Genomic DNA, 12562 nt, shown 5'->3' with positions numbered 1-12562 from the left:
CTAGCCGCATCTGAAACGTTTACAGGTAACCCAAACTCAGCTAAAGATGAGATTTCACGTTATAACAAAGTTACAAAAGCTGATGTTATGCGTGTTTTTAATCAATATATCAAAGGTAAATCTGCCGTTATTATGAGTGTTGTTCCAGAAGGTCAAACTCAACTTATAGCTGCCCCAGACAACTTTACGCCTAAAGCGCATGATTTTGGAGGTCCATCTACAACTTCAGCTGATGATTTAGTGGCACGAAGAGCTGTTGATACATTTGATCGAAGTGTTCACCCTATAGCCGGCGCAAATCCTGCTGTTGATGTTCCTTCTCTTTGGCAAACTAAGACCGAAAACGGTATTAAAATATTAGGTACGCAAAGTACAGAAACGCCAACCACCGCTATTTTCATTAAAGTTCCGGGTGGCTTGTATAATGAGCAAGCTAGTAAAGTGGGTTTATCGTCAATGACTGCATCGTTAATGAGCGAGTCAACGCAAAACTACACTACAGAGCAAATGAGTAACGCGCTTGAAAAACTGGGTAGCCAGGTAAGTATCTACTCAGATAAAACACATACAAATGTGTATGTTTCTAGCTTAACCAAAAATGTAGATGCAACGCTAAAGCTTGTTGAAGAGAAATTATTTAAACCAGCATTTAATGCCGATGACTTTGAGCGTAATAAAAAGCAAATCATTCAAAATATTCAACATTCAATGAAGGATGCAGGGTATTTAGCATCTAATACATACAGCAAATTACTATATGGCGACAATATAGCTGCACTTCCAAGTACTGGAACGCTTAATAGTATTGAGGCTATTACATTAGATGACGTTAAAGCTTTTTATAACGCAAACTTTAAACCACAGGGCGCGCAAGTCATTATTGTTTCTGATTTAAAAGAGTCAAAAATTGAGCCAAAGGTTAAAGCTACACTTGCAAACTGGCAAGGTAAATCGAGCCCAGTAGCGGTTGATTTCAGTGAACCTAAAGTAGAAACTAATGTCATTTATCTTGTAGATAAACCAGGTGCCCCTCAATCAGAAATTCGTATTGGTAAACGCGATATGGTTGAAGACATTACTGGTGAGTTTTTTAAAGCTAACTTAATGAACTTTGCATTTGGTGGCACGTTTAACAGCCGTATCAATCTAAATTTACGAGAAGATAAAGGCTACACTTACGGTGCTCGCTCTCGTTTTTGGGGTGATAAAACATCAGGCGGCTTTACAGCTTCTGCAGCGGTGAGAGCCGACTCTACTGCAGCGTCTATTACAGAGTTTACTAATGAGCTTAATAACTATGCTCAAAACGGTGTCACTGATGAAGAGCTTATGTTTATGCGTAAAGCTATCAATCAAAAAGATGCGCTTAAATACGAAACGCCTAATGCAAAACTTGGCTTTTTAGCACAAATATTAGAGTTCGATTTAAAACCTAGCTTTGTAAAAGAAAGAAATGAGATTGTTAGCAATATTAGCAAAGAAGAAGTTAACGCCTTAGCTAAAAAACACTTAAACACTAAAGATATGATTTATTTAGTAGTGGGTGATGCTAAAACACTTCGCCCAGAGCTTGAAAAATTAGGTATGAAGGTTGTTGACTACAGTCTTTAACATTTAAATAATTAGAATTACAAAGCAGCTTTTTTAGCTGCTTTTTTTTGCCTGATTTTAGAGTGTTGATCTTTTTGAAAGTAGATTACAAGGAACAACTACAGCGTCTTTTTTTAGATATAAAATATAATTTTGTAGTTTAAACCTTCAAATAACACCCCATTCCTAGCTTTATTATTCAGTACTTATAAAGATTCAATTTGGTAGCATAAATTTAAACATCCAACTTTATTAGGAGGATTTATGGCAAGTGGGTGGGCACGAGACGGTGCAATTCAAGATCAAATTGATGCAAGTGTTAACGACGCCGTACAGTATGCAAGAAGCAATTTAATATCTGGTGCAAGTGCTGAGCTATGTGACGAGTGCGATGAAAAAATCCCACAAGCACGAAGGCTCGCGCTACCAGGAGTTCGCTACTGTGTTGCATGCCAAGCCGCAATAGAAGGTAATGGTGCCAGCGCTAAATCGTTTAATAGGCGTGGTAGTAAAGATAGTCAGTTGCGTTAAAAAAAGGTGCTGCAAAGCACCTTTTATTTAATACCAATCTGCATAACCATTTGAACAATAAATAAAATTAAACCTCTCCATAGTTATACCAACCAGCATAAATCTTTGATCAATCTAACGAATTAAATTGCACTATAACGTCGTTAAAAATTTTTATTTAGAACAACTAGATACAAAAATTTTTGCCTAGTTCTAGCGTAATTTTCTTAACGCTAAATAGACCCCATATATAAGCAGATTGGCATTAAGCAAATTGTTATAACTTGAATTAGTTATTAAGTAATTTAAAATTTACTCATGTCTTCTTTTTTCTGAATTAACTCAATTGCATAGCCATCTGGGTCTTTTACAAAAGCAATTTCAGTAGTACCGCCTTTTACAGGCCCTGGTTCACGGCTTACATTGCCACCAGCAGCTTTAATATCTGCACATGCTTTGTAAATATCATCAAACTCAATAGCAATATGACCATATCCATTACCTAGGTCGTAGCTATCCTCGTCCCAGTTATAAGTTAGCTCTAATACTGTGTTATCTGCTTCGTCGCCATATCCAACAAAGGCAAGAGTGTATCTGTATTCACTGTTATCAGCTCTGCGTAATTCTTTCATACCTAATATTTCAGTATAAAAAGCAATTGATTTATCCAAATCGGCTACACGAAGCATAGTATGTAATAAACGCATTTTTAGTTCCTTTAGTTATTTATTCAAAGTTAAGGGTATTTTTAACTAAGCGCTATTATTAAGCGCGTTTTAGGGGGGTTATATGTATTAGCCATACATGTAGGCATTATATATAAATCACAACCTTAATATGAGAGTAGGCTTAAAACAGTTTGAGTTCGACCTTTATAAATTACCAATTAATGAATCATTTTATTAAATTTTGGATATTTCAATAACCAGCACTCAATTATTGGTCAACCTATTAGTATAAAAAAAGTTACTGATTGTTCAACAAAAGTTAACCTTTGCTTAATTGTGCCATTGCTATGTAACCATCTGTTTTTATAGATTATTAAATTTATTATTGTGTAATTTGTAAAAATATGGCGTTTGCTTGGTTAACTTATTGGTTGACAAAAAAGTCGTATGGTAATACAGTTTTTGCATACCAATTGGTAAGTTACTTGGTTTGAGTGAATACAATGTATTGGTAATTAATCAGAGTTACGTTTTGCACAGGTTAATTTATAAATAACTCAGGCTTAAAGTTACTCTACAAATTGAAACAAAAGACACAGCGTATTTATAGAGTAAATTTTACTTGTTCTTATAAAAGTATGCGCCACATATTTAGGAGTTATTCATGTCAAAACCAATCATCGGTTTCATCGGCTTAGGCTTAATGGGCGGCAACATGGCCGAAAATTTACAAAACAAAGGCTATGAGCTAATTGTTATGGACCTTAGCAAAGATGCGGTTGCAGCATGTGTTGCTAGAGGCGCAAAAACAGCAAGCACTGCAAAAGAGCTAGCTGAAGGTTCAGATATTGTTATGTTTTGTCTTACAACGTCTGCCGTTGTAGAAAAAATTGTTTACGCAGAAGACGGTATCCTAGCGGGTATTAAAGAAGGTGCAGTATTAGTTGATTTTGGTACTTCTATCCCATCATCTACTAAAAAAATTGGTGCTGATTTAGCAGCTAAAGGCGCAGGCATGATCGACGCGCCACTAGGTCGTACACCAGCACATGCTAAAGACGGTCTTTTAAACATTATGGCTGCAGGCGATATTGATACATTCAATAAAGTTAAACCAGTACTGGAAGATCAAGGTGAAAACGTTTTCCATCTTGGCGAGCTAGGTGCAGGTCATACAACTAAGCTTATCAATAACTTCATGGGCATGACGACAGTATGTGCTATGTCACAAGCATTTGCAGTGGCAGAGCTTGCTGGTGTTGACCGTCAACAACTTTTCGACATTATGTCGACTGGCCCATCTAACTCACCGTTTATGCAATTTTGTAAAAACTATGCAGTTGATAATGTTAGCGACCTGGGTTTCTCGATTGCTAATGCAAACAAAGATTTAGGCTACTTCCTACAAATGGTAGAAGACCTAGGTACTGAATCAAAAATCGCTGAAGGTTCATCAGCTAACCTACAAGCAGCGTTTGACGCTGGTATGGGTCAAGGTAACGTTCCTGAAATTTTTGATTACTTCAAAAAGTTAGAAAAGTAATACTTCTCGACCTTATTGAGCGCTTTGAGCTTTAACTTAAGGCGCTTTAACACACATGACACCAATTGACTAAAGTCTTTGTGCAATGTCAGCTTTTTTTAATTCTGATGAAGCACTACTTTCAGTCACAACGAAAAAGAGTTAACTATGCGTTTGATTAATACAATAAAGCTTAGTCTAGTTCTCATCGGTTGCATATCCACACAAGTAGCGGCCAAAGATTATTTTATAGAAAATAAACAAGCTTTTAATGATATCGCAGCTAATCTAGTTGCTGGCGACAAAGTAGTACTTAAAAATGGTACTTGGTCTGACTTCGAAATTTTACTTGAAGGCCAAGGTACAAAAAACTCTCCTATTATATTAACCGCTGAAACTAACGGAAAAGTAATTCTATCAGGTCAATCTAACCTAAGACTTGCAGGTAAATACCTTGAAGCTTCTGGTTTAGTATTTAAAGACGGCTACACACCGAGCTCAGCTGTAATAGAATTTCGTAAAAATAAAAATGAATTAGCCTACAATTCACGAGTTACTCAAACAGTAATCGATAATTACAGTAATCCAGACAAACGAGAGTCTGATTATTGGGTTGCCTTATATGGACAACATAACCGCTTTGATCATAGTCATTTAGTTGGCAAACGAAATAAAGGTGTGACAGTTGCTGTTCGTTTAAACACTAAAGCAAGCCAGGAAAACTATCATCGTATAGATAACAACTATTTTGGCTACCGTCCTACTTTTGGTTCTAACGGTGGNAAGCCATTACTCACTAACTGATTCGCATACATTGGTTGAAAATAATTACTTTGAACGTACCAATGGTGAAGTCGAAATTGTTTCGGTTAAATCAGGTAAAAACATCCTTCGTAATAACGTATTTTATGAAGCGCGCGGTACATTAACGCTGCGCCATGGTAATGGCAATCTTATAGAAGAAAATATCTTCATTGGTAATGGTGTTGATCACACAGGTGGTATCCGCGTTATCAATAAAGATCAAATTGTAAGAAATAACTATCTACAAGGCCTAACAGGCTATCGTTTTGGCAGTGGTTTTACTGTGATGAACGGCGTACCAAATTCATCTATTAATCGTTATCACCAAGTAGAAAATGCGACGATTGAAAACAACACATTTATAAATGTGCGTCATATTCAACTTGCTGCAGGTAGCGATGCTGAGCGTAGCGCAGCCCCAAAAAATAGCGTAATGAAAAACAACTTAATCATAAACCAAAATGGTGAACAGCCATTTACAACATTCGACGATGTAAGTGGGTTAGTATTAAGTAACAACATTGCAGATACAAAAGTGCTTTCTGAGCTAACGTACGGTGTAAAAAAAGATAAAATCACGCTGGAAAAAGCAAGTAATGGTCTACTTTACCCAACATCTAAAAGTTTAAATGTAGGTGCAAAGCGCGATTTAAAAGTACTTAAAAAAGAAGATACCGGTGTTAGTTGGTATGCAAAAGTACCTGCTTTAGTTGATTTTGATTCTGGTAAGACACATTCTGTTAAAGCTGATGTAAGTGCATTACTAGATGCTATTGATAATGCAGAGTCGGGCGATGTTCTAGAACTAGCGCCTGGCCAGTATGATGTGTCTAAACTGGTTAAAATTGATAAAACGTTGACAATTAAAGCAAAGCAGAGCGCAAAGGCTAAACTTACTTTTCAACGCTCTACCTTGTTTGAAATACATGATGGCGGCAGCTTAAAACTAGATGGTTTATCAATTTCAGGTGAAAACGCGCCAGATGCAATAGGTAACAGCATTGTTCGAACGCAAAAATGGGGTATGGTTGATAATTACCGCTTTGTAATGATCAACTCAGAGTTAAATGCTTTAGATATTAATCATTCATTCCATTTCTTTATCACTGGTAAAGGTGCAATGGCTGACGAAATTATTGTTACAGGTAATACCTTTAATACAGTAACAGGTGACATTTTACGTCTAAATACTGAAATTGAAGACTTAGGTGTTTATAACGCGGAATACGTTATTGTCAATAATAATACATTTAATGATGTAGAAGGCGGTGTACTTAAGCTTTACCGTGGTGGCACTGATGAAAGCACATTTGGTCCTCATTTTGAAATGACAAATAACACGCTTAATAACGTTGGCCTTGGTAAGCGTAACAAAGAGCAAGCGAGCATTTATGTTCACGGTGTTCAGGTTACTAATATTAAAGATAATAAATTTGTTAAATCTGCTCCTATTGTTGTAGAGCACACAGTAGGCGAGCCTAAAACTGAAATCTCAGGCAATACATTTGATGCAACTAAAGCACCAAATGTTAAAGAGTTAAGAGTTAAAGGCCCACACACGGCAGTATTAAAAAATAACAACATTTTAAATAAGGCAGGGTAAATACTATGTACTTATTAAAATGCCAAACACGTTTTAAAATAGCTGCTGTAGCTGCAATTACATTACTTACATCACTGGGGGCGCATGCAGCGCACCCAAACTTAGTGATTACTACTGATGATGTTAAGCAAATGCGCCAAGCAATAAGTAGCAACGGTAGCACAAAGTTTGCTACAGCGTTTGAATCGCTAAAAGCGCAAGTAGATGAACAAATTGCACAGCCTATCACTGTACCCGTTCCAAAAGATGGCGGTGGTGGTTATACACATGAGCGCCATAAGAAGAATTACCAACTTATGTACAACGCGGGCATTATTTATCAATTAAGCCAAGATGATAAATACGCAAACTATGTACGCGATATGTTGCTTGAGTATGCAAAATTATACCCAACGCTTGGTCTGCATCCAAAACGTAAAATGGATTCGCAAAATCCAGGTAAGTTTTTTTGGCAAAGCCTAAATGAAGCAATGTGGCTTGTGTACACAATACAAGCTTATGATCTAATTTATGACTCGTTAAATGCCGATAATATTAAAACAATCGAGAATGACTTACTCCGTCCTGTTTCGTTGTTCACATCTGTAGGCCAACCGTCTACATTTAATAAAGTACATAACCATGGAACATGGGCAACAGCGGGTGTTGGCATGGCAGGGTATGTATTAGGCGAACCTGAGTGGGTAGAAAAATCATTATACGATTTAGAAAAGTCGGGTAAGGGTGGCTTTATTAAGCAGCTAGAGATGCTGTTTTCACCACAAGGTTACTATAACGAAGGTCCTTACTATCAACGCTTTGCACTATTACCATTTGTAACGTTTGCTAAAGCGATTGAAAACAACGAACCACAACGAAAAATCTTTGAATATCGCGATGGCATATTATTAAAAGCGATTGATACGACGATTCAACTTAGCTACAACGGTTTGTTCTTCCCAATTAACGATGCAATAAAAAGTAAAGGCATCGATACCATTGAGTTAGTAAATGGGGTAACGGCAGCGTATGGCTTAACCAACGATGCAGGTTATTTAGATATTGCTAAGCAACAAGACCAAATAATTCTCTCTGGTGATGGGCTAAAAGTAGCTCAAGCACTTGATAACAACATGGCAAAACCTTATTCGTTTAAATCCGTTGCCTTCGGTGATGGTAATGACGGTAAACAAGGTGCTCTAGTTGTAATGAGAACGCAGGTAGGTGGCGATCAAGCGCTACTGTTTAAACCTGCTGCACAAGGTTTGGGCCATGGTCATTTTGATAAATTAACATGGCAGTTTTACGACCACGGAAATGAAATTGTATCTGATTATGGCGCAGCACGTTTTTTAAATGTAGAAGCTAAATACGGCGGTCGTTATTTACCTGAAAACGAAACTTACGCTAAACACACTGTTGCGCACAATACGGTAGTGGTTGACGAAACAACGCATTTTAATGCAAATGTTGAAGTAGGAAATAGTAATTACCCTGCACTTAACTTTTTCGAAACGAATGAATACGGCACGGTTTCAAGCGGCGAAATAAGCACAGCTTATAAAGGCGTTGATCTTGAGCGTACGCTTGCACTTATTAACTTACCTGAACTACAAAGCACAGTTGCACTTGATATATTTGATGTTGCAGCAAATAAAGCACATCAGCTTGATTTGCCTTTGCATTATAAAGGTCAGCTTATAGATACCAGCTTTGAGCTAAAAGCGAATGCAACACAACTGTCTGCATTAGGTACTAAAAATGGCTACCAGCATCTATGGCTTAAAGCTCAAGCGCAACCTCAAAGTGGTTTAGCTAAAGTAACGTGGCTAAACGAAAATGGTCGTTTTTATACGCAAACGAGCTTGGTTAAAGGTTATGAGTCTTTCTTGTTTACTCAAATAGGCGCAAATGACCCTCACTTTAATTTACGCAACGAAAATGGTTTTATTCGTCGTGTTGAGGGTCAAAAGCAACATAAGTTTATATCTGTATTAGAGCCACATGGTGAGTACAACCCAAGTAAAGAATATACCCTAGAAGCTGTTAGTCGAGTTACAAAGCTTGAATATAGTCAGCAGGGCGATTTAACACTTGTTGAACTTGATATTAAAGGCAACTCATATTTAGTGGCAATTAATAAAGCACAAACATCAGCTAAAAACACATTCAATTATCAAAATAAAGAGTTCACTTTAAATGGCCGATTAGGCGTTTATATGATGAACAATAATCAGGAGTAAATAGGATGCAAAAGCAAAGCGCAAACTTTTCATTTGGTAACGAGACCGAAATAGAAGACTTAGGAAATGGTCTAAAACGTCAAATGCTAGGTTATAACGAAGAGCTAATGGCTGTTAAAATTTGGTTTGAGAAAGGGGCTATTGGTTATAACCATGCTCACAGACATTCTCAAGTAACGTATGTTGTTGAAGGTGAGTTTCACTTTAACATTGATGGCGTAACTAAAATCTTAAAACCGGGTGATAGCTGCTTAATCCCACCATTTGCTGATCATGGAGCTACCTGCCCGACAGGCGGAATCCTGATTGATACTTTTAGCCCAGCGCGTGAAGACTTTCTTGAGGATTAATTATGCAACTTAAAGGCTTACGTTGGTGGGTTATAGCGCTAATAGCGCTAGCTACCATTATTAACTATATCGACCGCCAAGCACTTAGTGTGCTTTGGCCGGACATTGTTGAAGATTTATTTCCTGATGAATCAGCGCTAGAACGCAAACAAATATACGCTAATATTTCTATTGTGTTTGTATTTGCTTATGCATTTGGTCAGGCAATCTTTGGTAAAATATTTGACTGGGTGGGCACACGCTTCGGTTTTGTGCTATCAATAGGTGTTTGGTCTATTGCAACCGTTGCGCATGCATTTGCACAAGGTGTACTTAGTCTTAGTATTTTTCGCGCAATCTTAGGTGTAGCAGAAGCCGGTAACTGGCCTGGTGCAGCTAAAGGTAACGCAGAATGGTTCCCTACTAAAGAACGTGCTTTAGCACAGGGTATTTTTAACTCTGGCGCTGCTATTGGCGGTATTATTGCTATTCCTTTAATTGCTTATTTAACTATCTACTTTAGCTGGCAAATGGTGTTTGTTTTTGTTGGTGCATTAGGTTTCCTTTGGTTAGTTCCATGGTTAATTTTAGTTAAAGCACCGCCTAGCTCACATCCTTGGCTGACTGCCGAAGAACGTGAATATATCTTAACGGGTCAAAGACGTGTTGATGACAACGGTGATGTAACTGGTGAAGACGAAGAGGAATATAACCCTACAACTGCTGAGTTACTTTCTCGTAAGCAAAGCTGGGGTGTAATCATTGCCTCTGCCGCAATTGACCCAATTTGGTGGCTATTTGTATTTTGGATCCCTATTTACCTAAATGAAGTATACGGTATGGATGTTAAATCTATTGGTATATACGGTTGGGTACCTTATGTTGGCGCTATGTTTGGTGCTTGGTTTGGTGGTTTATTGGCTCAAAATCGACTCAAAGCAGGTTGGAATACAGATAAAACACGTAAGCTTACTATTACGCTGGGTTGTTTAATTATGTTACCAGCGCTACTTGCAATGGCAAATCCAGGCGGACCAACAACAGCGGTACTAATTATGGCTGTTATCTTATTTGGTTTTCAAACTGCAATTGGTAACGTGCAAACACTACCAAGTGATTTGTTAGGTAAAAAAGCAGTGGGTACATTATCAGGTTTTTCTGGTATGGCGGCAAAGCTTGGTGCTGTAGGTCTTACATCGCTAGTACCTTTTCTTACTGCTGATGGTAACTACACACCAGCATTTGTAATTGGTGCTTCTTTAGCCATCATTGCAATGGCAGCTGTTTGGATTTTAATTCCAAAAATAGAACCTCTTAAAAAGCCTCAATAATCTAGATAATAACTGCTATGCCAACATATTTTGTATATGTGCATAGCAGTTAACTACATAGGGTAACTTCCAAGATGAAAAATATTTACTTTATCGGTGAATGCATGGTCGAGCTTAGAGCTATGAGCGCGGCAACACTACACCAATCATTTGCAGGCGATGTTTATAATTCTGCAGTGTATTTAAAACGTTGCTTCCCGCAGGTTACTACTTCGGTTGTTACGGCTTTAGGTCAAGATAATTTAAGTAAAAAAATGCTAGAACGCTTTGAGAGTGAACAAATAAATACGCAACTTGTATTTGCTCACGACACCAAAGTACCTGGTATGTACTACATAGAAACTGATGAGCATGGTGAGCGTAGCTTTATTTATTGGCGCAATGATTCTGCAGCTAAAAAGGTTGTTGATTTTTTAGATGCTGATGCACTCGAGCAGCTTAGCCAAGGTGATATGTTTTTCTTTTCAGGAATTTCATTAGCAATAATTGAAGAAAGTGCACGTGAAGACTTTTGGAAAGTTGTAAAGCAGCTTAAAGATGCTGGGGTTAAAATCGTTTTTGATCCTAACTATAGAGCACGTTTGTGGAATAGTGTAGAGGAAACTAAAGAGCAATATCATTTAGCCTTTACGTTTGCAGATATTACCCTACCAGGCGTTGAAGATTTAACAACACTTTATGGCGTTCATAGCGTAGAAGCAGTTGTTGAATATTTAAAGCCTTACCAAATTGAAGAAATTGTTGTTAAAAATGGCCCTGAATCGGTAGTGACAAAAGAGGGCGATACGCTTCAAAGCCACACTATTGTACCGGTCAAAAACGTTGTAGATACAACATCAGCAGGCGATGCCTTTAACGGTGTTTACTTAGGTGCACGTTTATCTGATAAATCAATTTCAAGTGCCGTGCAACTTGCTGCAAAAGCGGCAGGGACTGTTATACAGCAACCAGGTGCTATTGCTCCAAAAGATATATTTCAGCTAGCAATGGCTGAAGCTGGCATGTGATACCAATTTTATTAAAAACATGATCACCTTAGCGTATTAAATAACTCACTAACTACGTTAAAAATTATTTATATAGAACAACTATGTATCATAATTTTAGCCTTGTTATTGAGCTATTTTCTTATCGCTATAATAGGTCACTAATTTAATGCAATTGGTATAAAAATAAACTGTGTGTTTATTTTATCAAATTTAAACTAAACGGGTAATTAAACTCTTTACCTTCATTAGCTTTAATACTTGCCATTACAACCATTACAAACCCAAAAATTGCCACTATAGGTAGTAATATTAAGCCGACTGCTACAAACATCAGCACAAAACAAACTACATATGCAATTGCCATCGTTATTTGAAAGTTAAGCGCCTTTTTACCATGCACATCAACAATTGGCATTTCATCTCTTTTAATTAACCACACAATTAATGGCCCAATTATTGAGCCAAACGGCACAACAAACCCAGCAAGCGCACTTAAATGGCATAACATAGCCCACGTACGGTCATCTTTATTAACTGGTTCAACCTGCTGATTTTCTTCCATAACACTCTCCTTTTTGTTTTATGTATGTTGCCTCTTAACTAAACAAATGTCTACAAATCAACCAACGTATTTATGTTTAAAAATCACAGCGTGAAATCTTGTGATAAAAAAGTGATAAGTTTGTGAGAGTTTCTGGAGACGATTATTCAATACTCAACTCGAATCATCACTTACAGGAAATAATAATGAAAACTTCTACATTAACAATCGCAATTCTTTTAGCGGCAGNGCTAGCCAATCGACTATGGCCGCAGAATTAGACCTAAAAGTAACTAACTTAACCAAAGGTATTCACTTTACTCCACTGTTAATTACAGCACACAACAGCGAAGACACACTGTTTGAAGTAGCAACGCAAGCATCTACAGCACTACAAACAATGGCTGAAGGCGGCAATATTGAAGAGTTAGTTGCACAAGCAACTGCTGCGGG

General features: G+C 37.5%; 9 protein-coding genes and 2 pseudogenes. 9 read left to right on the top strand and 2 right to left on the bottom strand.

From position 1 onward, the window contains the following. Positions 1-1611: pitrilysin family protein (locus L652_RS0111540; RefSeq protein ID WP_024594781.1), on the top strand; the 1611-nt coding region annotated here is incomplete at its 5' end. Positions 1612-1854: 243 nt separating this feature from the next. Next, entirely contained in the window at positions 1855-2121 is a 267-nt protein-coding gene (locus L652_RS0111535; RefSeq protein WP_002962957.1) for a DksA/TraR family C4-type zinc finger protein, read from the top strand. 284 nt (positions 2122-2405) lie between these two features. On the opposite strand, the gene gloA is transcribed toward L652_RS0111535, so the two are convergent. After that, positions 2406-2807, bottom strand: a complete 402-nt coding sequence (gloA, locus tag L652_RS0111530; protein WP_024594782.1) for a lactoylglutathione lyase — start codon at positions 2805-2807, stop codon at positions 2406-2408. 625 nt (positions 2808-3432) lie between these two features. Between gloA and L652_RS0111525 the strand changes: the two genes are divergently transcribed. The 6 genes and pseudogenes from L652_RS0111525 to L652_RS0111500 all read left to right on the top strand — a co-directional run bounded on the left by L652_RS0111525 (position 3433) and on the right by L652_RS0111500 (position 11586). Next, on the top strand, positions 3433-4311 hold the full coding sequence (locus L652_RS0111525; protein WP_024594783.1) for an NAD(P)-dependent oxidoreductase: 879 nt from the start codon (positions 3433-3435) through the stop codon (positions 4309-4311). A gap of 147 nt (positions 4312-4458) precedes the next feature. Then, positions 4459-6697: pseudogene (locus L652_RS01000000123710) on the top strand (polysaccharide lyase 6 family protein). A 5-nt stretch (positions 6698-6702) separates the two neighbouring features. Further along, positions 6703-8919, top strand: a complete 2217-nt coding sequence (locus L652_RS0111515) for a heparinase II/III family protein (RefSeq protein ID WP_024596887.1) — start codon at positions 6703-6705, stop codon at positions 8917-8919. A 5-nt stretch (positions 8920-8924) separates the two neighbouring features. Further along, the gene (locus L652_RS0111510; RefSeq protein ID WP_002962963.1) at positions 8925-9269 is read left to right on the top strand and encodes a cupin domain-containing protein; all 345 of its coding nucleotides are present in this window, start codon (positions 8925-8927) and stop codon (positions 9267-9269) included. Between the two features lie 2 nt (positions 9270-9271). Further along, entirely contained in the window at positions 9272-10579 is a 1308-nt protein-coding gene (locus L652_RS0111505; protein WP_002962964.1) for an MFS transporter, read from the top strand. 74 nt (positions 10580-10653) lie between these two features. Beyond that, complete coding sequence (locus L652_RS0111500) at positions 10654-11586, top strand: sugar kinase (protein WP_024596888.1); 933 nt, start codon at positions 10654-10656, stop codon at positions 11584-11586. 178 nt (positions 11587-11764) lie between these two features. Here the strand turns inward: L652_RS0111500 and L652_RS0111495 are convergent, their stop codons facing one another. Next, a complete protein-coding gene (locus tag L652_RS0111495; protein WP_024595771.1) occupies positions 11765-12130 on the bottom strand; it encodes a DUF4870 domain-containing protein in 366 nt (121 codons plus the stop codon). A gap of 185 nt (positions 12131-12315) precedes the next feature. On the opposite strand from L652_RS0111495, the pseudogene L652_RS0111490 reads away from it, so the two are divergent. Next, positions 12316-12562, top strand: a pseudogene (locus L652_RS0111490) (spondin domain-containing protein); the annotation flags it as partial.

The sequence above is a fragment of the Pseudoalteromonas sp. TB25 genome (assembly GCF_000497995.1).
GTDB lineage: Bacteria > Pseudomonadota > Gammaproteobacteria > Enterobacterales > Alteromonadaceae > Pseudoalteromonas > Pseudoalteromonas distincta.
Note: the sequence above shows the minus strand (reverse complement) of the source record. Positions and strands in the feature narration are given on the sequence as shown.

What these genes read in the sequence shown, in the direction of transcription:
- L652_RS0111535 (WP_002962957.1), top strand. Translation starts at nt 1,855, where the DNA reads ATGGCAAGTGGGTGGGCACGAGACGGTGCAATTCAAGATCAAATTGAT.
- gloA (WP_024594782.1), bottom strand. Translation starts at nt 2,807, where the DNA reads ATGCGTTTATTACATACTATGCTTCGTGTAGCCGATTTGGATAAATCA.
- L652_RS0111525 (WP_024594783.1), top strand. Translation starts at nt 3,433, where the DNA reads ATGTCAAAACCAATCATCGGTTTCATCGGCTTAGGCTTAATGGGCGGC.
- L652_RS0111515 (WP_024596887.1), top strand. Translation starts at nt 6,703, where the DNA reads ATGTACTTATTAAAATGCCAAACACGTTTTAAAATAGCTGCTGTAGCT.
- L652_RS0111510 (WP_002962963.1), top strand. Translation starts at nt 8,925, where the DNA reads ATGCAAAAGCAAAGCGCAAACTTTTCATTTGGTAACGAGACCGAAATA.
- L652_RS0111505 (WP_002962964.1), top strand. Translation starts at nt 9,272, where the DNA reads ATGCAACTTAAAGGCTTACGTTGGTGGGTTATAGCGCTAATAGCGCTA.
- L652_RS0111500 (WP_024596888.1), top strand. Translation starts at nt 10,654, where the DNA reads ATGAAAAATATTTACTTTATCGGTGAATGCATGGTCGAGCTTAGAGCT.
- L652_RS0111495 (WP_024595771.1), bottom strand. Translation starts at nt 12,130, where the DNA reads ATGGAAGAAAATCAGCAGGTTGAACCAGTTAATAAAGATGACCGTACG.